At 66.5% G+C, this 22,414-nt stretch carries 18 protein-coding genes and 1 pseudogene; 8 read left to right on the top strand and 11 right to left on the bottom strand.

Annotation, left to right across the window (positions count from 1 at the left end; genetic code table 11):
- Window positions 1–8 precede the first annotated feature (8 nt).
- From ACM0PY_RS02540 to pip, 8 genes are all read right to left on the bottom strand, one after another.
- A complete protein-coding gene (locus tag ACM0PY_RS02540; RefSeq protein ID WP_180884296.1) occupies window positions 9–560 on the bottom strand; it encodes a DUF1697 domain-containing protein in 552 nt (183 codons plus the stop codon).
- Window positions 557–1,198: a response regulator transcription factor gene (locus ACM0PY_RS02535; protein WP_134972080.1), complete on the bottom strand. Its 642-nt coding sequence runs from the start codon at window positions 1,196–1,198 to the stop codon at window positions 557–559. Before ACM0PY_RS02535 ends, ACM0PY_RS02540 begins: the two co-directional genes overlap by 4 nt.
- Window positions 1,191–2,246, bottom strand: a complete 1,056-nt coding sequence (locus ACM0PY_RS02530; RefSeq protein WP_180884298.1) for a sensor histidine kinase — start codon at window positions 2,244–2,246, stop codon at window positions 1,191–1,193. Before ACM0PY_RS02530 ends, ACM0PY_RS02535 begins: the two co-directional genes overlap by 8 nt.
- 274 nt (window positions 2,247–2,520) lie before the next feature.
- Window positions 2,521–3,258: an MgtC/SapB family protein gene (locus tag ACM0PY_RS02525; protein WP_065177730.1), complete on the bottom strand. Its 738-nt coding sequence runs from the start codon at window positions 3,256–3,258 to the stop codon at window positions 2,521–2,523.
- 31 nt (window positions 3,259–3,289) lie between these two features.
- Window positions 3,290–6,049 (bottom strand): magnesium-translocating P-type ATPase, encoded by a 2,760-nt coding sequence (gene mgtA / locus ACM0PY_RS02520; protein ID WP_134972078.1) that lies wholly within the window; start codon window positions 6,047–6,049, stop codon window positions 3,290–3,292.
- 63 nt (window positions 6,050–6,112) lie between these two features.
- Window positions 6,113–6,412, bottom strand: coding sequence for a hypothetical protein (locus tag ACM0PY_RS02515; protein ID WP_180884306.1), 300 nt, complete (start codon window positions 6,410–6,412; stop codon window positions 6,113–6,115).
- Between the two features lie 293 nt (window positions 6,413–6,705).
- Window positions 6,706–7,005 (bottom strand): EF-hand domain-containing protein, encoded by a 300-nt coding sequence (locus ACM0PY_RS02510; protein ID WP_134972076.1) that lies wholly within the window; start codon window positions 7,003–7,005, stop codon window positions 6,706–6,708.
- A 307-nt stretch (window positions 7,006–7,312) separates the two neighbouring features.
- Window positions 7,313–8,260 (bottom strand): prolyl aminopeptidase, encoded by a 948-nt coding sequence (pip, locus tag ACM0PY_RS02505; protein ID WP_180884308.1) that lies wholly within the window; start codon window positions 8,258–8,260, stop codon window positions 7,313–7,315.
- 114 nt (window positions 8,261–8,374) lie between these two features.
- Here pip and ACM0PY_RS02500 point away from each other — a divergent pair, with 114 nt between their 5' ends.
- Window positions 8,375–9,076: a TraX family protein gene (locus tag ACM0PY_RS02500; RefSeq protein ID WP_180884310.1), complete on the top strand. Its 702-nt coding sequence runs from the start codon at window positions 8,375–8,377 to the stop codon at window positions 9,074–9,076.
- Here the strand turns inward: ACM0PY_RS02500 and ACM0PY_RS02495 are convergent.
- Complete coding sequence (locus tag ACM0PY_RS02495; protein ID WP_134972073.1) at window positions 9,047–11,128, bottom strand: M13 family metallopeptidase; 2,082 nt, start codon at window positions 11,126–11,128, stop codon at window positions 9,047–9,049. The two genes, ACM0PY_RS02500 and ACM0PY_RS02495, sit on opposite strands and share 30 nt — an antisense overlap.
- 223 nt (window positions 11,129–11,351) lie before the next feature.
- Between ACM0PY_RS02495 and ACM0PY_RS02490 the strand changes: the two genes are divergently transcribed.
- Window positions 11,352–11,777 carry an organic hydroperoxide resistance protein gene (locus ACM0PY_RS02490; RefSeq protein WP_134972072.1) on the top strand — a complete coding sequence of 142 codons (426 nt, stop codon included), beginning with the start codon at window positions 11,352–11,354 and terminating at the stop codon, window positions 11,775–11,777.
- 42 nt (window positions 11,778–11,819) lie between these two features.
- Here ACM0PY_RS02490 and ACM0PY_RS02485 read toward each other — a convergent pair whose 3' ends face one another.
- Entirely contained in the window at window positions 11,820–12,695 is an 876-nt protein-coding gene (locus ACM0PY_RS02485) for a hypothetical protein (RefSeq protein WP_134972071.1), read from the bottom strand.
- 220 nt (window positions 12,696–12,915) lie between these two features.
- On the opposite strand from ACM0PY_RS02485, the gene ACM0PY_RS02480 reads away from it, so the two are divergent.
- Window positions 12,916–15,582 (top strand): sensor histidine kinase, encoded by a 2,667-nt coding sequence (locus tag ACM0PY_RS02480; protein ID WP_134972070.1) that lies wholly within the window; start codon window positions 12,916–12,918, stop codon window positions 15,580–15,582.
- A 32-nt stretch (window positions 15,583–15,614) separates the two neighbouring features.
- The gene (locus ACM0PY_RS02475; RefSeq protein ID WP_180884312.1) at window positions 15,615–18,992 is read left to right on the top strand and encodes a hybrid sensor histidine kinase/response regulator; all 3,378 of its coding nucleotides are present in this window, start codon (window positions 15,615–15,617) and stop codon (window positions 18,990–18,992) included.
- 32 nt (window positions 18,993–19,024) lie between these two features.
- Here the strand turns inward: ACM0PY_RS02475 and ACM0PY_RS02470 are convergent, their stop codons facing one another.
- Window positions 19,025–19,672 (bottom strand): response regulator, encoded by a 648-nt coding sequence (locus ACM0PY_RS02470; protein ID WP_053500238.1) that lies wholly within the window; start codon window positions 19,670–19,672, stop codon window positions 19,025–19,027.
- A gap of 80 nt (window positions 19,673–19,752) precedes the next feature.
- On the opposite strand from ACM0PY_RS02470, the gene ACM0PY_RS02465 reads away from it, so the two are divergent.
- The 4 genes and pseudogenes from ACM0PY_RS02465 to ACM0PY_RS02450 all read left to right on the top strand — a co-directional run.
- Window positions 19,753–20,430 carry a response regulator gene (locus tag ACM0PY_RS02465; RefSeq protein ID WP_070489829.1) on the top strand — a complete coding sequence of 226 codons (678 nt, stop codon included), beginning with the start codon at window positions 19,753–19,755 and terminating at the stop codon, window positions 20,428–20,430.
- Entirely contained in the window at window positions 20,423–20,740 is a 318-nt protein-coding gene (locus tag ACM0PY_RS02460; RefSeq protein ID WP_414609335.1) for a hypothetical protein, read from the top strand. Before ACM0PY_RS02465 ends, ACM0PY_RS02460 begins: the two co-directional genes overlap by 8 nt.
- A gap of 209 nt (window positions 20,741–20,949) precedes the next feature.
- Window positions 20,950–21,870 carry a hypothetical protein gene (locus ACM0PY_RS02455; protein WP_180884314.1) on the top strand — a complete coding sequence of 307 codons (921 nt, stop codon included), beginning with the start codon at window positions 20,950–20,952 and terminating at the stop codon, window positions 21,868–21,870.
- 161 nt (window positions 21,871–22,031) lie between these two features.
- Window positions 22,032–22,414 (top strand): annotated as a pseudogene (locus ACM0PY_RS02450) (transposase); the annotation flags it as partial.

Raw genomic sequence — 22,414 nt, 5'->3', positions numbered from 1 at the left:
GGTCGACGCTACCGCCTCCGGCCAGCACGCGGATTGCTGGCAGGCCAGGTGAGCGCTGCGGCCATCACTGCAAGCTTGCCGATTGTGTTCATATTGCGGGCGGTGCCGTGCTGGGCATAGGGCACCCGCAAGCGCGAGTCGGCCATGCCGGCACCGTAGTGGATGAAGATCTCGCGCGTGCCGAGTGCAAGCTGTTCGTCGCGCCGGCCGGTCACGCCGTCCAGCGGATCGGCAGGCAGGCTGCCGTCGATGAACAGCGCGACCACACGGTTGCCGGCGGCCTGCACAAACGGGTTGCGTGCCACCACGCCGGCGATCTCGTTGGCCGAGCGAACCAGCACGCCCACCGGCTTGCCGGCGTACGCCTGCAGCCGTTGGGCGAGGGCCTCCCGTACGGTGGATTCATCAAGCCCGCTGCGGAACACCACATTGCCGCTGGCGATGTAGGTGCGGACATCGGCGAAGCCTGCGTCCTCGCACATTGCCACCAGTTCACGCCTCGGCAGCTTGCCGGTGCCGCCGACATTGACCGCGCGCAGCAGCGCGACGTGGACGTTCATGGCGTACCCGCCTGCAGGCGGTCGTACATGCGCACCAGGTCAACCAGGGTGCGTGCGCCCATCTTGCGCATCACCTGTGCACGACGCACCTTCACCGTGATCTCGCTGACGCCGAGGTCAGCGGCGATCTGCTTGTTGAGGCGGCCGCGCACCACGCCACCGACCACCTCACGCTCGCCGGCATTGAGGGTGTGCCAACGCAGCTGTAGCGCGCCGAGCGCCTCGTCCTCGCGGCGGCGCTGGCGGTCGATCTCGATGCCCTTGTGGATGGCATCAAGCAGTTCCTGGTCACGGAAGGGCTTGGTGAGGAATTCGATGGCGCCGTCCTTGATCGCGTTGACGCCCATCGCGATGTCGCCGTGGCCGGTGATGAACACCACCGGAAGCTGCAGGCCGTGGTTGCCCATCGTGCGATGGAATTCAAGACCGCTCTGCCCGGGCATGCGCACGTCCAGCACGAGACATGCCGGTGCGTCTTCCAGCGCGTGTTCGAGGAAGGCCTGGGTGGAGGCGAAGGCCCGCACCTGCAGGCCCATCGAGGCCAGCAGGTCTTCCAGTGCCGCGCGCACCGACGGATCGTCGTCGACCACATAGACGATGGGTGCCGGATCGGGGTTGGCGGCAGTCGGCTTACGCATGGTGGGCGTCAGTGGCAATGGGCAGGTCGAACACAAAGCAGGCACCGCCGCCTGCCGGTCGTTCGGCACGGATCTGGCCGTCGTTGGCTTCGATCATCGAGCGGCTCAGGCTGAGGCCCAGCCCCAGCCCGTGTGACTTGGTGGTCCAGAAGGCATCGAAGACGCGTTCGGGATGGTCGGCGGGCAGGCCGACACCGCGGTCGCGTACGCTGAGGCTGACCCGCTGGCCGTTGCGCCGGGTCAGCAGGGACAAGCGTCGGTCGGCGGTGGGCACGGCCTCCATCGCATCCACCGCATTGAGGATCAGGTTGCCGATCACCTGCTGCACCTGCACGCGGTCGGCCTGCACCAGTGGCAGCTCGGCGTCGAGCAGCAGTGCCACGGCCACGCCATGCCGGTCCAGCTCGCTGCGCGACAGCGCCAGCATTTCCTCCACCGCCTGGTTCAGATCGAAGGCGCGTCGCTGCGGTGCCGCGCCCTGGGTGAGGCCGCGGATGCGGGCGATCACGTCGCCGGCGCGGTGCGCATCGGCCAGGATGCGGGCCACGGTCTGTCGTGCCTTCTCCACGTTCGGCGGGTCCTGTGCGAGCCAGCGCTGGCAGGCTTCGGCGCTGCTGGCGATGGCCGCCAGCGGCTGGTTCACTTCATGCGCGATGGAGGTGGTCAGCTCGCCCACGGTGGAGGCGCGCGCTACCCGCAGCAGGCGGCCCTGTGCTTCCTGCACGGCGGCCTTGGCCGCTTCCATGTTCAGGGTAAGGTAGGTGGTGATGCCGATCACCAGCATGCCAATGACCGAATTGACCAGGCCGATGCGGTAGGTGCCGAAGCGGGTCAGGAAGAAGCTCACCCCGGTCAGCGCGATGCAGGCCAGGGCAAGCGTGATCAACCCGCGTGCGCCCAGCACGCGCGATGCGGCCAGAATGACCGCCGCGTAGAAGCAGGCAGCGGCAACCGCGTAATCGGTGACGGTATCGATCAGGAAGATCGCCGCCATCACGACGATCAGGACCAGCAGCACCAGTGGGCGGCGGGGCGACAGCGATGGCATCGGGACGGCTCCCTGGCGTGGGGTGAAAGGATAGCAAAGCCGCCATCGGTGGATGCCGGCCTTGGTCGGCAGGCTCTTGTGCTGTGGGTGCCGACCGTTGGTCGGCACAAACCAGAGTGATGCCTGGTAGTGCCGGCCGCTGGCCGGCAACTGCACGGTGCTTTGGAGATCACGGTGTTGCCGGCCAGCGGCCGGCACTACCCCCAGCGGTGGGCATGCCGAGGCGATGCACGGGGCGTCCGGAGATCATCAGGTTGCCGGCCAGCGGCCGGCACTACTCCTCCAGGCTGGCGTTCCAGAACCCCTGCAGTACGCCGGGCGTGGTCGCCAGCGTCGCCAATACCGCATCGAGTTCGCCGGCATCGACGGTGGTGGCATACAGCACCGCTTCGATTTCCACGTCGCGCTCGCCAAACGGGCGCTGGTCGACCGCGCGCACCGGGTACTGCGCCTGTTCAAGCAGCAGCAACAGCTGGTCCAGCACCTCTGCCTGCTGCTCGCGCTGGCAGACCACGTTGATCGCATAGGTCGCTTCGCTGAACGCTTCCGGCAGCGGCTGCCGCTGGATGCGGTTCACCACCGGCCGCAGCAGGGTGTTGGCGGCCAGCACGAATACCGCGGCGAGCACTGCTTCAGGCAGCAGCTTGATACCGGCACATGCTCCCACCGCCGCCGATCCCCACAGGGTGGCGGCGGTGTTCAGGCCGGACACCTGCGCGCCGTCCTTCATGATCGCGCCGGCACCAAGGAAGCCGACGCCGGAGATCACATAGGCCACCACATGCAGCGGTGACGGTGGACCGCCGTACAGGTCATGGAAGCGCACTGCCAGATCGACGAACACCGCCGCTCCCACCGCCACCAGCGTGTTGGTACGCAGGCCCGCGGTGCGTTGCCGCAGCTGGCGTTCCAGGCCGATGACCGTGCCCAGCACGAACGCCACTGACAGGCTGATCAGCGAGCTGAGCGTGGCACCGGCGTCGAACGCCGGCAGGTTCGGATTGATGTCCATTGTGTTTCTCCCTGGACAAAGCGGCGGGCGCTTACTGCCAGCCGTAACGACGGATGTAGAACCGCTTCAGCGCAGTGGTCAGCACCGCGTAGCCGAACAGGATCGCCACCAGGAACGGCCAGTAGCCGGCCGGCAGCGCCTGCAGCTTGAAGTAGCCGGCCAGCGGGCTCATCGGCAGGGCCACGCCAATGGCCATGATCAGGCCGGTCATCAGCAGCAGGGGCGGCGCGGCGATGCTCTGCAGGAACGGCACCTTCGGCGTGCGGATCATGTGCACGATCAGGGTCTGGGTCAGCAGGCCGACCACGAACCAGCCGGACTGGAACAGGCCCTGGTCGGCCGACGTGCGTGCATCGAACACGTACCACATCAACGCGAAGCAGGTCAGGTCGAAGATCGAGCTGATCGGCCCGAAGAACACCATGAAGCGGCCGATGTCCGCCGGGTTCCACTTCAGCGGCCTGCGCACCAGCTCCTCGTCCACGTTGTCGAACGGGATGGCGATCTGCGAGATGTCGTACAGCAGGTTCTGCACCAGCAGCTGCAGCGGCAGCATCGGCAGGAACGGCAGGAAGGCCGAGGCCACCAGCACAGAGAACACATTGCCGAAGTTGGAGCTGGCGGTCATGCGGATGTACTTCAGCATGTTGTTGAACGTGCGCCGGCCCTGGATGACGCCTTCCTCCAGCACCATCAGGTTCTTTTCCAGCAGGATGATGTCGGCGGCCTCCTTGGCGATGTCCACCGCACTGTCCACGCTGATGCCGATATCGGCTGCGCGCAGCGCCGGTGCATCATTGATGCCGTCGCCGAGGAAGCCGACCACCTTGCCCTGAGCACGCAGCTCGCGCACCAGGCGCTCCTTGTGCAGCGGCGTCAGCCGGGCGAACACGCGATGGTGGTGCAGCGCCCGCGACAGCGCGCCGTCGTCCATGCGCTCGATCTGCGGCCCGGTCAGGATGGTGTCGGCGTCCAGCCCCACCTGTGCGCACACACGGGCGGTCACCAGTTCGTTGTCACCGGTGAAGACCTTGACCTCCACGCCATGCGCGGCCAGCGCCTGCAGCGCCTGCGCGGCCGATTCCTTCGGCGGGTCGAGGAACGCCACGTAGCCGATCAGGGTCAGGCTACGTTCGTCGGCCTGCGAATAGGCGGTCTGGCTGGCTGCGGTCTCCTTCATCGCCACCGCCACCACACGCAGGCCTTGTTCGTTCAGTTCCTCGGTGGTTTGCCGCACCCGCGCCAGGCGGCGCTCGTCCAGTGGCATGTCCTGGCCGTTCTCACGCACGGTGCTGCACACCGCCAGCATCTCTTCTACCGCGCCCTTGCAGATCAGCTCGTGGTGATCCTCGCGCTCGGAGACCACCACCGACATGCGGCGGCGCTCGAAGTCGAACGGGATCTCATCCACCTTGTGGTAGTCCTGCGACAGCCGCAACGAACTCTGCAGCTCCACGTGCTCCAGCACCGCGCGGTCCAGCAGGTTGATCAGGCCGGTCTGGAAGTGACTGTTGAGGTAAGCGAACTTCAGTACGTCTTCCGAATCGTGGCCGAACACATCGGTGTGGCGCTCCAGCGCGATCCTGTCCTGGGTGAGGGTGCCGGTCTTGTCGGTGCACAGCACTTCCATCGCGCCGAAGTTCTGGATGGCGTCCAGGCGCTTGACGATCACCTTGCGCCGCGACAGCAGCACCGCGCCCTTGGCCAGGGTGGAAGTGACGATCATCGGCAGCATTTCCGGCGTCAGGCCCACCGCCACCGACAGCGCGAACAGGAACGCCTCGGTCCAGTCGCCCTTGGTCCAGCCGTTGATCAGCAGCACGAACGGCACCATCACCAGCGCGAAGCGGATCAGCAGCCAGCTGACGCTGTTGACGCCGGCCTGGAATGCGGTGGGCGCACGGTCGGTGGCGGTGCTGCGCTGGGCCAGGGTGCCGAAGTAGGTGCGGTTGCCCGTGGCCAGCACGATGGCGGTGGCCGTACCGGACACCACGTTGGTACCCATGAACAGCAGATTGTGCTGTTCCAGCAGGCCGGCCAGGCCATCGCCCGGGTGCGCGAACTTCTCCACCGGCAGCGACTCGCCGGTCATCGCCGCCTGCGCCACGAACAGGTCCTTGGCGGTCAGCACGCGGCAGTCGGCCGGAATCATGTCGCCTGCCGACAGCACAATGTGGTCGCCGGGTACCAGTTCACGGATCGGCAGGTCCAGCAGGCGTGCCGGGCGACGGCTGTGCAGGTGCGCGCCGAAGTACTGGTCGGCCACGTCGGCCGCTTCGGTGCCGGGATTGCGGCGCAGCACGCGTGCGGTGTTGCCGACCAGTGCCTTCAGCCGCTCGGCTGCGCGATTTGAACGACCCTCCTGCACGAAGCGGATCAGCGTGGACAGCAGCACCATCGCACCGATGACGATCGTCGCCTTGATGTCCTCGGTCAGCCAGGACACCGCCGCCAGCACGGTCAGCAGCAGGTTGAACGGATTGCGGTAGCACTGCCACAGGTGGCGCCACCACGGCAGCGGCTTCTCGTGATCCACCTCGTTGGGGCCGAGCGTGGCCAGTCGCTCCTCGGCCTCATGCGGGCTGAGGCCATCGGCATGTGATTCCAGCGTGGTCAGCAGCTCGGCTTCGTCCTGCTGGGCGAGGGTGACCAGGCCGGTGGTGAGTGCGAACGGCGCGGCCTCGGCGCTGCCAGGGCCGAAGCCGGCTTCGGGCATCGCACGGCGGCGGAACAGGTTGCCTGCGCGGCGGCTGCGCAGGAAGGCGTTGAACCAGGCGTTGAGCAGGCTCATGGGACGCTCCTCGAATGTCAGAGCCGGCCGCAGCCGGAACACGAACGGAATGGGTGAGACAGATCAGGCGTGGCGCATGGCCAGCACCGCCGGCGACCACGGCTGCATGCGCAGGCGCTGGCTGCCACCGATGCACAGTGGCTTCATCGCGTCGCGCAGGGGATAGGCCAGATGACGCAGCACAGTGACGCGCTCGCTGATCGGCAGCAGCGACAAGGCGTCGGCCACCACGCGCGGCGAACCGAGCGACAGCGAACGGGCAAACATGACCGGGCCGTATTGCAGCAGCTGGCTGCGCAGGGCGGCGACATCGCGCTCGCCGATCAGGCGGCGCAGGGTGATGTAGAGGATCTTGTAGGACATGGGGGCGATCTCCAGGCAGGCGGCGCCTGGCGGTCCCCCGTCACTCAGGCAGGCAGGGACCGGCGGGCAGGCGCCAGGAACAGGCAGCAATCAGGCATACGGGTCGCGGTGCGCCCGGAAGGGTCGGGGTCCATCTGCGTCTCCATGAGGGGAGGGGGCCGGCCAGGGTTGCCCTGGCCAGTGGTGCTATTGTCCGCGCCTGAACGGGACAGTCCTAGAGGTCCGTGGGTTAGCCCGGCTATACCTTGGTATAGCCGGGCATGCACAGCGCCAATCGGGGGTTCGGTGATGGATCAATGCGAAGCGCTGGTCTGCTTGCACACGTCGTACTCGCCATGGCTCAGCGTCTTGTCACGGTCGGTATCGCAGGCATGCAGGCGCTCGGCCCAGTCCGGTGCCACCGCATCGACTTCCGCCAGGGTGACGATGCCGTCCTTGTCCTTGTCCAACGATTCATACGGCGGTATCAGCTTCACTTCGGTGACGTCCTCGGCGGCGGTGGCCTTGCTCGCCTCCTGGGTCCTGGAACAGGCACCCAGCAGCAGGGCCGCACAAAGCGAGAGTGCAATGGGAAGGTAGCGACAAGCGATCATGGCGTGCTCCTGAAGAGAAGGCGGACGACCGGTGCGGTGGTCACGGCCGGATCTTCTGCGGGAGGCTGTAAGCGGGCTGCGAAGAATGGGGCCCGGTGGCTCGCCATTCACCGGGCCGCGCAAAGGCTATTGCGCGCGGAGGCCTTGGGGGAGGTGGCTCGACGGAGACGGCTCGGTAGCGTCGACTGCCAGTCGACTATCGCGTGCAGCGCGGGACTTTCAGCTTCCTGCCAAGAGCAGTCGACTAACAGTCCACTCTACCCTCGAACGGCAGGAAGCCGGCCAGCGGCCGGCACTCCCGTCTGCTTCAGAAGCGGTCTGCAAAGGCGTCCGTGGCTCGCACCAGCGCATCCACCGTGGCCGGCTCGTTGGCACTGTGGCCGGAGGTCACCATCTCCAGCCGCGCTTCCGGCCAAGCCTGGGCCAGATCCCACGCACTGCGCGGCGGGCAGATGATGTCGTAGCGCCCCTGCACGATCACGCAGGGCAGGTGGCGGATGCGATCGATATCGCGCAGCAGCTGGTCCGGCTCCAGGAAGATGCTGTTGCGGAAGTAGTGCGCCTCGATGCGGGCCTTGGCCAAGGTATCCAGCGGATCATCAGTGGATTGGGCGTCGACGTCGTGCTGCAGGGTTGCCGCGTTGTCTTCCCAGCCGAGCCAGGCCTGCGCGGCTTCGATGCGGGTCGCCTCATCCGGGCCATCCATGCGGGTCCAATAGGCCGCAATCATGTCGCCACGCTCAGCCTCCGGAATGTAAGCCTCATAGCGGTCCCAGCGCTCCGGAAAGATCCAGCGCGCACCGCCATCGGCCTCGGCGAACCAGCGATTCTCCATTTCGCGTCCGAGGAATACGCCGCGCACGATCAGGCCGGTGGCGCGCTCGGGATGCGCTTGTGCGTAGGCCAGTGACAGGGTCGACCCCCAGGAGCCGCCATAGACCAGCCAACGCTCGATGCCCAGGTGCTCACGCACTTTCTCGATGTCGGCCACCAGGTCCTGCGTAGTGTTGTCGCGCAGCTCGCCGAACGGTGTGGAGCGGCCGCTGCCACGCTGGTCGATCAACACGATGCGGTAGCGTGCCGGATCGAAGAAGCGGCGATGGGTGGGTGAAATGCCCGCGCCTGGGCCGCCGTGCAGGTACACCACCGGAATGCCGTCCGGTGTGCCGCACTCTTCGACATGCAGCGTGTGCAGATCGCTCACCTTCAGGGTGAACTCGCGGTAGGGTTCGATGGCGGGGTACAGGGTGCGCACGGCGGACGTCTCACAAGCAGGGGCGGCCAGCATAGCGCCGCCACCTGCGGGCTGCAGCGACGGGCTCCTGCGCGGCGCTGGAAATGGGCTGGCCGATGCGCATAAGCTTCCGCGATGCAAGCGACCACGACCGGGACGTCAACCTTCAACTTCACCCTTGGCAGCGGCGCGCGCGAGCTGTTGAAGTGGATCGCGCTGCTGGCCATGACCGGTGATCACGTGGCCAAGGTGGCCTTCGGCGGCTACGTGCCGGTGGTCAGCGAACTGGGGCGTATTGCCTTCCCGCTGTTCGCGCTGGTGATGGCCTGCAACCTGGCCCAGCCCGGGGCCGACCTGCGCAGATCGATACGCCGGCTCGTGCTTTGGGGGCTGATCGCCCAGCCAGTGCACGCATTCGCGTTTGGTTCCTGGCTGCCGCTCAACATCCTGCTTACTTTCACTCTGGTGGCCGTGGCCGTTCATGCGCTGGCGAACCATCGGCCCGTTCTGCTGTTGCTGGCTGCCGGCGTGCTGCCGATGTTCGTGGATTACCAGTGGGCGGGTGTCGGCTGCGTGCTGCTGGGATGGATCGCGTTCCGGCATCGCGCGTGGTGGCTGTTGCTGCTCGGGCTCGCAGCGGTGTGCTGGGCCAACCACAACGGCTGGGCATTGCTGGCCGTACCGGTGGTGCTGCTGGCCGCGCGGGCGACATGGCCACTGCCGCGCTGGCGGTGGGTGTTCTACGGGTACTACGTGGGACATCTGGCGGTGCTGGCGATCTACGTGTGGTGGGGGGCTGAACCAGCATTACCAGATCTGTACCCGATCGGACCGTGACATCGGCGTGCCAGCCTTGCACTGGAAGGCGATCGCGAAGCCAGGGTGGTTGGACGGCGCGGCCATGGCACGGATCTGGTAAGGCGGATGCCTGCTGGTGCGCAGGTCAATCTCAGACTGTTGCTGGGTCATTTTACTGCGGTAACTCGCGGCGTAGTTGTAGAAGAAGCGCTGCTCCCTGCTCTGGCCATCAATCTTCGGGTCGGGTTTGCCAGCAGTAGCCAGCCGCATCGCGTCGAACGCAACGGCAAGTCCACCCAGGTCGGCCATGCTTTCGGCAAGGGTCAGTTTGCCATTGACAGGCTTGCCATCCACGCGGTACCCGCCCATCTGCACTTCCAGATCGCGGGCCAGTGCTGCGAAGCGTTCAGCGTCGTCGGCTGTCCACCAGTTTTCCAGTTCTCCGGTCGGGCCAAACCGGCTGCCCCCGACGTCGAAGCCATGGATGAGTTCATGACCGATTGTGGCGCCGATGCCGCCATAGTTGAGCGCATCGTCGGCCTGGGGATCGAACTGCGGCGGCTGCAGGTAGGCTGCCGGGAAACCAAGCTCGTTGTTGTTCGCCATGTAGTAGGCGTTTGGGGTCTGTGGATGCATCATCCATTCGTCTCGGTCCACCGGCTTTCCCATTCTGGATATCCGGTAGCGATAGCTGAATTCACGCAGCGCCCGGATGTTGCCAAGGTAGCTGGAGCGATCGGTGTGAACTCCACTCCAATCACGCCAGCGATCGGGATGGCCGACCTTCACTGTCGCAGCCTCCAGCTTGCGTAGCGCGGCAGCACGTGTTTCGTCTCCCATCCAGGGCAGTTGTTCGATTCGTGTCTTCAATGCGGCCTTCAGGTAGGAAACCATGGTTTCGATCTGCTGCTTGGCCTGCGGAGGGAACGTAGCGGCAACATACTCGCGGCCCATCGCGTCGCCGGCGAATCGATTGACTGCAGCCATTACGCGCGTTCTGCGCGGGGCGCGCTCCTGTGTGCCGCGCAGCGTCTGTTGGTCGAACGCAAATGCTTCCTGGCCGAAGGCATCAGGGAGATAGGGAGCCGCCGCCTTGAGTTGATGGAAGCGCAGGAATGCCCGCCATGTCGAGGGCGCCGTATCGGCCAGTGCGTCGCTGACCGTTCGATGGTACGCCGGTGCGCCGAGCGAGAACTTTTCCGGCAGGTCGAGGCCCAAAGCAGTGAAGAACTCCCGCCATTTGAAGTTCGGAGCCAATGCCTCGGCCTGGGCCAACGAGACCGGGTTGTACTCCGCGGCCGGGTCCGATGCAAGTTTCTCTCTGGAAAGACCAGCTGCAGCCAGGCGTGCCTCCAGTGCGAGCACAGCCTCTGCCTGCTCGGCGGCTGGGGCCGCCTGGATGCCGGAAAGCCGCAACATGGCCGCGATGTGCTCACGATAGCGCTGCAGAAGTGCGGCGTGTGCAGGATCGGAGTACATGCTGCTGTCCGGTAGTCCCATGTTCCCCTGCGAGGCAAAGGCGATGTAGGTGCTGGCATCCTCGTAATCAGCGCTTACCCAGAAAGCCAGCACGCGGCTTTGGCCGCGTGCGGCACTCGCGTGGATGTAGGCAACGATGGATTCCGTATTGTGCAGAACATCAATGGCATTCAGTTCGTCGGCAAGGGGCGCCAGTCCTTGAGCGTTGATGCGGGCTTCGTCCAGGCCGGAGGCCCACAGGTCCCCAAGCAGTTTCTGCACATTGCCCGGTCGCGGGTGGCTTGCGAGTTGGTCAAGCAGTTGCATCTGGATAGCATTGGAGCGCTCGTCGAGCACTTCAGCCACGCCCCAACTGCTTAGATGAGCTGGAAGATGCGTCTCCTGGATCCACTTGCCATTGACATGGTCGGCGAAGGACTCACAAGCATCGATGGTTGTGTCCAGATCGCTGGCTTGAAAGCGGATGTACGAAGGGAGGTCACGTTCGTTCACCGCGAGCGCGCCGGGAGGAGCAATGGCTACGTCACGCGCCCAGTCATGCGGGGCACAGGCGGGGAGTGCGACGGAAGCAGCCAGTGCCAGCAATACTCGGGTTGGCGTGGTGGAAGGCATGCGCATTGGCTCCTGGAACTGAGGTAAGGCCAACAGCGTTGCCGATTCAACGGGACGAATACTGTCGGACAATGACGATATTTTCGCGCTGCTGCCAACGCGCTCCAGCGTTCACGCATGCATTAGCAATCGTCCCTGTCCGATGGAACCGGTTGGATTCCGCTTCCACGATGCAGGTCGTGGCCGCGTCCGCGGTCGCGCAACCACGAAAAGGGAGCATTCCATGAGCATTGAACAGATCCTGTATACCGCCCAGGCTACCGCCGTCGGCGGCCGCGAAGGACGTGCTGCGTCGTCGGACAAGGTGCTTGATATCGCGCTGTCGACTCCGGCGGAGCTGGGGGGCACTGGCGGCAAGGGCACCAACCCGGAACAACTGTTCGCGGCCGGCTATTCCGCGTGCTTCCTGGGTGCGCTGCGCCATGTGGCCGGCCAGGAAGGCGTCAGCATTCCCGACAATGCGGCGGTCACGGGTCGGGTTGGCATCGGCCCGGTCGCCACCGGCTTCGCCATCGACGTGGCGCTGACCATCTCGCTGCCGGGCGTCGACAGCGAGCAGGCACGCGATCTGGTCAGCAAGGCGCACGTGGTATGCCCGTACTCGCATGCCACCCGCAACAACATCAACGTCGCGCTCATCGTAGCCTGAGCCAACAGCCGCAGCGGGACTCGCCCTCTGCGGCCTTCGGGTTTACCCCGCCGGCGCCATCCAGTCCAGCGGTGATGCCGCCAGAAATGCCTGCACCGCGCTGTACAGCGCGTCCAACTGCGCGGCGCTCCCATCCAGCAGGAACTCACCCAGCACGTGCAGGGTACCGGCACCGTCGTCATCGTTACGATGCCCGGCAAGCAGCACCGGCACCCGCGCCAGTCGCGCAAGCCGCAACGGTGCGGGTTGACGATGTCCCGGCAGGGCAGAACGTGCCATCAGCAGCGGATCCAGCAGCGCGATGATCGTGGCGCCGCGTCGCAGCTGCCGCCAGCCCTGGCCGGGCCTGGACGATGAACCGATGTCCAGGCGATGGCCCTGGCTCTGCAGTGCCGACAGGATTCGATGCTCCGCCGACCCTGGAGCGTGCGGGCAGCGGATGAAATAGTGCGCGGGCGCACCGGGTCTACCCAGTACGGCTGCGATTGCCAGCTCCACATCACCGGTGGGCAGCAGGCAGACCACACGGCGTCGGCCCGCGCCCGACGCCCAGAGCGCCTGTGGATCTTTCCAGGTGATCAGGCGCGCATGCCGTTTCACGGCGGGGAAGGGGAGTGAGCGCAGGTGGCGCAGGCGCATGCGCCGCAACCACGCATGTGCCAGCATGATGCTGCCCAGTCTGCTCGCCGTGCCGGCGGGCAGGCCGACCTGTTGCAGGGCGCTACAGGTGCGCTGGTAGCGACGGGTCTGCAGGCAGGATCCCAGCACGGCAGAGATCTGGCAGGCGACGCGCCGTTGCTGCGACGGTGACAGCAGGCGCGCGGCGAAGCCGCCCAGGCGCAGGCTGGCCTGATCGAGTGCATGCCGGCTGAGCAGCCGCAGCAGCCACCAGCGTTCGCCCATGCGTCGTGCCCACATTGCCGTCTCTCCGTGCCCTGCTGTTTCGAGATGAACAGGGTTGCGGCGGACGGAATGGACAGGAACCGGACAAGTACGAATTGTGGGTTGGCGTGAATAGTGGGGGGAATGCGACACCCCAAACCCCGAAATTGGACATCGTCCTACATCGACGCGGGCGCCGCCGACGCATGCTGGCTCTCCTTTCGAGTTCTGCGAGCGCACCGCGTCGCCTGTTGCCATGCCATCGTCCCCTCCAGCCATTGCAGCGTCCCTGTATCGCCTGCACGCCCGTGCCGGGGCAGGGCCGGCCGAAGGTGGCGAGCTGCAGGCACTGCGGCGCTACCCGCGGCGGCTGATGCTGGCCTGCGGGGCGGTACTCAGCCTGTTGTCGATCAGCGTGCTGGTCACGCTCATCGTGGTGCAGGTGAACGCCTACGAGGCCCGGCGCATTGCCGATTTCCGCCGTGCCCACAACGCGTTGCAGATCCAGCTGGCGCGACAGGACGCCAGCTATGCCCGCCTGGCCAACATGGCCGAGTACGCCTGGGGCCACGATGTACGGCTGGGCCAGTCCAGTTCCGATGCCATGTACCTGGCCTATCTGCAGGGTGGGCAGCGGTTGGTGGTGGTGGCTGACGACAGCAGCCGTCCGCAGATGGCGCTCGGCCTGCAGACACTGCAGTGGCAGCCGCAGGAGCTGAAGCGCTACCTGCAGCTGAGTGCCGCCGTCTCGTTGATCCAGCGCCTGACCCGAACCTCCGATGAAGGCGAGCCGGTGGGAGCGTCCTATTTCTTTGATCCCAGTGGACAGTATCTGTCACTGGACAAGGGGCTGACCGAGCGCAGCCTGGCCGACGCACTGGGCACGCGCTCGCGCGACGAGATCTTCGAGCACCTGCGGGCTCCTGCGCAGCTGCTGGCCCCCGCCTCGCTGCATGACCAGGTGCCGCTGCTGGAAAGCCTGGCACGCAGCGACGCACCGCAGCGCACCTTCGGCCGCCATCCGATCACCGGCCAAGCCTCGCTGGTGTCAGTGTTCCAGGCCAGCGCCGGAGATGCACCCATTGCCACCTTCGTTGCGTACGAACCGCTGGCGCGCTTGCAGGCGCTGCTTCGCCGCAACAGCCAGGGCCACCTGATGTTGCTGGACCGTGACGGCCTGCGCGTGCTCTCCAGCCACGAGGATGCACGTGATGTCAGCGGCGCCGACGCCGACTGGGTACTGCTCGGCAATGCCACCCGCGCACGCTTCCACAACGGGCGCTTCACCCTGGCGCTGGCGGTGAATGGCACGCCCTGGACGCTGGTGGAAACCTACCGCTGGCGCGACATCCTGCGCGGCATCGCGCCGATGCTGCTGTCGGGCGGCGCCTCGCTGATCGCCGCGCTGGCCGTGCTGTGGATCTTCCTGCTATGGCTGCACAAGCGCATGTACATGCCGGCGCTGCGCCAGGTCAAGGCGATCTACGCGCGCGACCAGCGCCTGCGCCTGCTGCTGGACTATGTTCCAGTCGGGGTCGCGTTGCTGGATGCCCGCAGTGGTGAGGTACAGGACCTCAACAGTCCCCTGCAGCGGATGGACCGCGCCAGCGGTGGCCGCTTGATTCCACAGCTGCGCGCCGCGGTCGAACAGGCTGATCTGGCCGATGGCCCGGTCATCCTCGGCGGCGAGCTGCCGCTGGCCAGCGATCCGCAGCAGCGACTGTTCCACCGTACCCACGTCCACTGCGGCGGGCACGCGTGGCCGGGAGGCGTGCTGCTGATGGTGGAAGACATCAGCGACGACATGCGCGCCCTGCTGGCCGAGCAGGAACTGACCGCCGCCGCCGAATCACGCAGCCGCGCCAAGTCGAATTTCGTGGCAGCGATGAGCCACGAGATCCGCACGCCGCTGCACGGCATCATCGGCCATCTGGAACTGCTGGCGCGCGGGCCGCTGCCGTCAGAGTCGATGGAACGGGTACTGCGCCTGCGCCAGTCGACCGATTCGCTCATGGACATCATCACCGACGTGCTGGACCTGTCGCGCATCGAGTCCGGCCAGTGGACATTGTCGCCCGAGCGGTTCTCACCGGCGGCGATGCTCGAGCGGGTGGCACTGCTGTACGCCCCGATGGCCAATGCCAAGGGCCTGCAGCTCGATTGCGTGGTGGGCGCCGACGTGCCGGAAGGTGCCGTGGCGCCGATGGCGGCGATCGAGCGGGTGCTGCGCAACCTGGCCAGCAATGCGCTGAAGTTCACCGCGTCCGGTCGCGTGCAGCTGGGTGTGTCATGCCGTCGCGAGGCTGCCCAGGCCTGGTTGCGTTTGGAGGCAACCGATTCCGGCATCGGCCTGAGCCAGGCAGAGTGCGACCGCCTGTTCCAACCCTTCGTGCAGGCAGACACCACCATCCTGTCGCGATTTGGCGGCTCCGGGCTGGGCCTGGCGTTGTGCCAGCAGCTCTGTGAACGCATGGGCGGCCGGATCTGGGTGGAAAGCACGCCTGGGGTCGGCAGCCGTTTCGCGTTCGAAACCCCGCTGGCGACCTCGGTCACGCAGGTCGCGGCCGTACCACTGGCAGGCCGGGTGGTGGGCCTGTTGGCCGCTGCCGGGCCGTGGCGCACCGAACTTGAGCGGCGGCTGCGCGGCTTCGGCGCACAGGTGGTCACACCGCAAGTGCTGGCACAGGCCCCATGGCTGGAACTTCCCGAGGAGGCGACGGTGGTGATGTTCGAGCCTGGCCCGGGTGAATGGGAGGGGGTGTTGCGCTCCGGCCGTGCGTGGGTGCGGGTCTGCCGCGAAGGTCCGCTGCGTCCGCAGTGGCAAGGGGAGGGGCAGGTGGTGTCCTGCTATGCCAGCGAATCGCTGTATCAGGCTCTGGTTCAAAGCGAGCCAGAGCCGCCAGTCAATGTCGCAATCGGATAAATTGCATGGGCACCCACGTCAGGATCAATGTCATGGCAGGTTCCGGAACCGCGCCCACCGCAGGAAGCTCGGCTGCCGCAGCGCGCCTGGACGACCTGCGCCGCCTGCGCAAGCGCCTCCTCATCGGCGGCGGCGCCCTGATCACCGTGCTGGTGTTGCTGGCGGCCATCGTCAGCTCCATCGCCGACGTGGAAGAGTTCCATGGCCGTGAACGGCAGTCGTTCATGGAAGCGCGGGCTGCGATGGACTACTTCCTGTTCCAGCGTGACCGCGCGTATGCCACGGTGGTCAACGGCAACGACGTGCTCTGGCGCGACCAGCGCCCGGTCCTGCAGCACGCCGGCGCCGCGCTTGCAGAACGCTTCCATGCGCAGGGCGAGGAACTCCTGGTGCGTGCCGAGGGCCGCACGGCCGTGCCGTGGCTGGTGCTCGGGCTGCAGGACAACCCGCTGCCAGCGCACGAGCTCAGTGCCTATCTGGGCATGATCGAGGTCTATTCGGCCTATACCGCCGATTCGATCACCTCGCAGGAGGCGCCGGGCTCGGTGACGGTCTATGCCTACGAGCCGCAGGGGCGGTTGCTGGCCGTATCCAATCTGCGCGATGAGGCGCAGCTGCTGCAGACCCTCGGCGTGGCCACGCGCCAGCAGGCGTTTGCGCGGCTGCTGCGCGACGAGCCCGACGTGCGGCGGCTGGCGCCGCGGCCCGGCCCGATCCGCTCGGCATCGCGCGAGGGGCGGCTGCGCTCGCACTTCGCGGTGAACCCCTTCAACGGCCAGGCCTCGCTGGTCGGCACGGTGACCATGGCCGAAGGCACCACGCCGTACTTCCGGCGTGTCGTGTTCGAATCCACCGATACCATCCGGGCACGCCTGGAGGCGCGTGAAGAGGGCCGCTACCTGGTGGCCACCGGCGACCATCGCGTCGTGCTCAGCAGTGGCGGGCTGACCGGCGACGAGCAGGCGCTGGCACTGGCCGCCGTCGCCAGTGGCCTGGGCACCAAGCCGGCGCGCCACTACGCGAACGGTCGCTTCATCCTGGCCTGCACACTGCCTGGCGTGGACTGGACGCTCAGCCATGTCTATGACTGGTCCGACATCTGGCAGGCACAGGGCACCTATCTGCTGATCCGCTGGATCAGCGCGCTGCTGATCATCGCCCTGCTGTGGTGGCTGCTGCGCCGTATCGACCGGCGCGTGTTTGCGCCAGCGCTGGCCGATGCGTCGCGGGTGTACGAAAGCGAGGCGCTCAGCCGCGCCATCATCGGTACCGCACCGATCGGGCTGGCGCTGCTCGCCCGCGACAGTGGACGCCCGCTGCTGGAGAACGACACCGCGCGGCAACTGGTGCACTCCGTCCAGGAGGGCAGTGCGCCGGAAGGCGAGGTGGCGCCGCTGTACGCACGCCTGGCCGAGGCCGGGCGCAGCGTGCAGGGTGACGAATCTCTGGACCTGCACTGGTCGGCCGACGAAGGCAATGCCACCCAGCTGCAGATCAGCCTGGCGCTGGCCAAGTATCACGATCAGGCGGTGTGGGTGTGCGCGCTGCGCGACGTTACCGCGCAGGTGGAACTGGAAGAGAACCTGCGCCGCGCACGCGAGGACTCCGAAGCGGCGCGGCAGTCGGCGGAAGCCGCCACCCGTGCCAAGTCGGCCTTCGTGGCCACCATGAGCCACGAGATCCGCACGCCACTCAATGGCGTGCTGGGCCATCTGGAACTGCTCGGACGATCGCCGCTGCAGCCGGGCCAGCGCGAGCGGCTGGACCGCATCCGCTTCTCTGCCGATGCGCTGATGCGGATCATCAGCGACGTGCTGGATTTCTCCAAGATCGAAGCCGGGCAGCTGGATGTCGAGCTGGCACCGTTCCCGCTGCGGCCGCTGATCGAAGGCGTGGCGCTGCTGTACGCGCCCGACGCGCTGCGCAAGGGCGTGCGCCTGTACTTCGCGGTGGAGGCGCCGGCGGGCCAGGACTGCATCGGCGATGTGCACCGGTTGCGCCAGATTCTCAACAACCTGGTCAGCAATGCGGTGAAGTTCACCGCCTCCGGGCGCATCCTGCTGCGCGCCGAGCTGCTGATCGACGGCGCCGCCGCGCAGCTGCGGGTGCAGGTGGTCGATTCGGGCATCGGCATGACCGACGAACAGGCCCAGCAGCTGTTCCAGCCCTTCCAGCAGGCCGATGCCAGCGTTTCGCGCCGCTACGGTGGCAGCGGCCTGGGCCTGGCCCTGTGCCAGCAGCTGGCACAGGCGATGGGCGGCCAGGTGTCGGTGCAGAGTACGGTGGGCGTGGGCAGCAGCTTCACCCTGCAGCTGCCGGTACGCACGCAGGCCGCAACGGCGCCGCTGCGGCAGCCACTGCGGGGTCGTCGCATCACCATGCTGTCATCGTCGCCGGAATGGCGCAGCGAGTTCGAGCGCCTGTTGGTGCAGTGGGGTGCGGCAGTCACCGTTGTCGATCATCCGCAGGCCGAGACCGGCGGCGACGTGCTGCTGATCATCGGCGATCACCGCCCGTGGGATCGCGAGGAAGAACGGCAGCTGGCGGCCGCCCACCACCATGCGGTGGTGGCGCATGCACAAGGTCCGTTGAATCCCGAGCAGCGCGGCGACTACACCGAGGTGACCTGCTACGCCAGCGATGCTCTGCTGCTGGCGATTGGCGCCGACGACAGTTCGATGCCCGCACCGCAGCCGACGCGCGCGACAGTGGTGAACGCGCGCGGGCGCGTGCTGCTGGTTGAAGACAATGCGGTGAACCGCGAGCTGATCCAGCAGCAGCTGGAAGAGCTGGGGTTTGCCGTCGATGCGGCCGAGGACGGCCGCGCAGCACTGGCGATGTGGCAGGACGATACCTACCTGGCGGTGCTGACCGACATCAACATGCCGGTGATGGATGGCTACGCGCTGGCGCGCGAGCTGCGCAGCGGGGGCCACTCGCTGCCGATCCTGGCGATCACCGCCACCGCGCTGGCCAGTGAGCGCGAGCGCTGCCTGGCGGCCGGCATCGACGACCTGCTGCTGAAGCCCTTGAACCTGGACCGGCTGGAAGCCGGGTTGAGCAAGGTGCATGCGCGCACGCCGCGCCCGGTGGCATCGGGCATTGCCGCCGGTGGCCGCAGGGTCTCCGCCGCGATCCGGCGCATCTTCGTCGAGACCGGCGACAAGGATCTGCAGGCCATTGCCGAGGCGCGCGCAGCGAACGACCCGCAGCGCCTGCTGGAGCGCGTGCACGCGTTCAAGGGGGCACTGCAGATGCTGGGCGAAACACTGTTGGCCGAGCAGTGCGGGGCGGTGGAAGCGGCATTGCGTGACGGCGTGCCGGTGGCAGACGCCACGTTGGATGAACTGCAGCAGGCGCTGCACGTCCGGCTGGAGGAGTATCGCCAGGCTCTGGAGGCGCAGCCATGAGCCGCCGCCCATGCCGCCGCGCGGCGGCGTGCTCAGCCTGCGGGCGCATCCAGGCCCAGGTCCGAGGCGAACTTCAGCAGTTCCGCATCGCGCTCCACGCCCAGCTTGCGCATGGCGTTGATCTTCTGGGTGCTGACCGTCTGCTTCTTGCGGCCCAAGCGCTCGGCGATCTCGGCCACGCTCAGCCCCGAAATGAACAGCGCCACCACTTCCTGCTCGCGCTCGGACAGCGCGGTCACGCGGCGCACTTCCTTGCGCTGCAGCAGCTCGGCCACGCTGGGCGAGAGATAACGGCGATGCGCGTACACCGCCATCACCGCTGCCTGCACGTGGTGCAGGTCGTCGCCCTTGCTGAGGATGCCGGGCACGCCCAGCGCATCCAGGCGGTTGAGCAGGCTGGGCTGTTCCAGGCCGGTCATCACCACAACGCGCAACTGCGGGAAGTGCGTGCGCAGGTACGCCAGCAGCTCCAAACCATCGCCGTGGATGCCGCCCGGCATCGCATAGTCGGTCACCAGCACGTCGCAGGGCTCGCGTTCCAGCAGGGCCACCAGGCCGGTGGAATCGGTCGCCGCGCCAATGCAGTGGATCGCAGGCGCCTCGTCCAGCGCCGACTTCACGCCAAGGCGGATAACCGGATGGTCATCGGCGAGTGCAACGCGGATGGCGAGCTGGATCATGGAATGGGAGGTCCGGTCGTTCGGGAAATGGCTGGCCGTACAGCAGGAAAACATACGAACCGCTTCAAGGAGCATGCAGCATGAGCATCCGCATTGTCATCGCCGATGACCATCCCGTCATCCTGGCCGGTGTGCGGGAGGCGCTGGGTGAAGTGCCGGACATCGACGTCGTGGCAGGCGTCGAGGATTCTACGGCATTGGTCGAAGCGCTGGGCAGGTTTCCCGTGGATGTCGCCGTGACCGACTACTCGATGCCCGGTGGCCAGTATGGCGATGGCGTGGCGCTGGTCGGCTTCCTGCGCCGCCGCTTCTCGGCCGTGCCGCTGGTGGTACTGACCAGCGTGGGTGGCGCACAGGTGTTGGCCAGCATCCGCAGGGCAGGGGTGTCGTGCATCGTGTCCAAGGCTGACCCTATTCCAGAGCTGGCCGAGGCCATTCGTGCGGCGAAAGAGGGACGGCCCTATCTCTCGCCGGAGATCGAGCGCCAGTTGGGCAGCGCGACCATTGAACAGGCGGTGCTGACGCGCCGTGAGGCCGAAGTAGTGCGCCTGATCGCCGAGGGAAAGACCCAGAAGGAGATCGCCCAGCAGTTGCAGCGCAGCCGGCAGACCATCAGCACGCAGAAGCATTCGGCGATGCGCAAGCTGGGCCTGCAGCGCAGCGCGGAAATCTTCGAGTACGCGCTCAACGAAGGCATGGTGTCGGCATCACAGGGGGCACGGCTGGCACGCGGGCCGCGCAGGAACGATGATGACTGAGCACGCAGAAATCAGGCGTTGTCCGATGGAAACGGCCGATCAGGCGGCTAGGGTGGAAGGGCCAAACCCACCTGCCGACGGAGCCGCCGTGTCGCGCCTGCTCGATGTACGCATCGCCGCATTGATGTCCAGCTTTTCCCGATTGTCGCCGCATGGCCAGAAGCGGTTCCTGGATCTGTTGAACGTCTATATCTACGCTTCGCCGGCTCAGCGAAGGCAGTTGTGCAGCAGCTGGCCGGACGTGGTGATCGAGCCGTGCGGTTGCCATGAGGATGCGCCTGACGTGCAGCTGGGTTCCGCTACCCGGTAGGTGTCCTGCAACCCTCGTCAGATTGACGCGGTGAGATTCACTCGCTCTCCACTGGCCCAGGCGTCATTTCCGGGTGAATTCGAATTCCGTCGAATAAGACATCGCACTCGTCAGACAGCTTGGTCCTGCCGATGTCTCCAAAGTGAAGAAGCCAGGTTGCCGCACGCAGCGTGTGGCCGTTGGCGCCCCTCATTACTGGAGACATTCCGATGAATCGACTTTCCCGCGCCGCAGGATTGACCTTGGCGATGGCCTGTGCTGCCCCGGCTGCCATGGCCGCTGAGGCCTACCTTTCGCCGAGCACCAATGGCGGAAGTGGCGCAATGCCGTCGGGCTACAGCACGCTGCACTTCGACCTGCAGAACGGCGACTGGGCAGCGCAGCTGACATTGCCGGCGGCAGCGAACAACCTGGATGGCGTCGAATTGAGCTACGGCGCGGCCTGGAGCTCGCGCCTGGACGCAGAACGAACCGAGTTTGCCGACCTGGTCTATCTTCCGATCAACACGTCGGCGGATCTGAAGTTCTACTGGGCCGGGGCACAACAACGATGGCTGGCTCACTCCAGCGGCTCCGTCCGCAACATCTCGGTGCTTGCCAGCCACAAGGGGCCGCTGCCCAGCTCGCACCACGCCATGACCGTGGTCTATCCCGCCATCAGGGAGGACATCGGTACGCTGCAGCTCCCGGAGCGCGCGACTTCGCAGGCCGTGCTGGCCTTTTCCAACCAGCGCAATCGTGACGTTGCCATTCGGGGGGCGAGTGCTCCCCAGCAATGCGCGGCACAGCAGGTCTGTGCGTTCGTGTTCGATGCAGACGATGGCCAGTGGCATGCGCGCAGCGGAAAAGCCCGCGTGCAGTCCGCAGCCTACCTGCCGGAGCCGCAGCATCGCTGGACCGAGGTGGTGGTCGGCAGCCCCGCCGAGGACATCACCACGCCGGACATGATGCAGCTGCCGGCGCGGGGCATTGATGGTGACATCTACCAGATCAGCAATCCCACCGGTGACCACTACGCCCGCGTATCGCCGGTGAATACCAACCGTTCCGAACCGGCTGAGATCGGGCTGAAGGGTGCGACCTTCCGCTACGACTCTACGCGGCGCCACTGGGCCTACCAAGCGAACTGATTGGCAGCAGGTGAGCGGGGCCGCTGCGGCCCCGCTTCTTCGCGCCGGTTATCCGTGAAGGATCGGTGAAAATCGTACTCGTCAGACAGACCAGGTAGTGGACCGGCCAGCCTTTCGTAGACATCCGGTTGCCATAATTGATGGCAATGACCGAGGTGTTTATGGGCAACAGCAAGCAGTACACGGATGAGTTCCGGGCAGAGGCGGTGAAGCAGGTGATCGAGCGTGGCTTCACGGTGGTGGACGTCGCCTCCCGGATCGGTATTCCCAAGCACACGCTCTATGGATGGGTGCAGGCCGCCAGGAAGGCGACACCGGCATCCGGTGCTGCAGCAGCGCCGACCGACTCAGCCGAGATCCGCCGGCTCAAGGCCGAGCTGCGGCGGGTGACCGAGGAGCGCGACATCCTAAAAAAAGCCGCCGCGTACTTTGCCAAGGGGTAAGGGCGAAGTACGCGTTCATGCGTGCGCACGTCCGCGAGTTCCGTCTGGTGGCGATGTGCCGGGTGCTTGGCGTGCAGCGCAGCGGCTACTACGCCTGGCTG

The sequence above is a fragment of the Stenotrophomonas sp. BR163 genome, assembly GCF_047520985.2.
In the GTDB taxonomy this organism is placed as follows: Bacteria; Pseudomonadota; Gammaproteobacteria; order Xanthomonadales; family Xanthomonadaceae; genus Stenotrophomonas; species Stenotrophomonas sepilia.
Note: the sequence above shows the minus strand (reverse complement) of the source record. Positions and strands in the feature narration are given on the sequence as shown.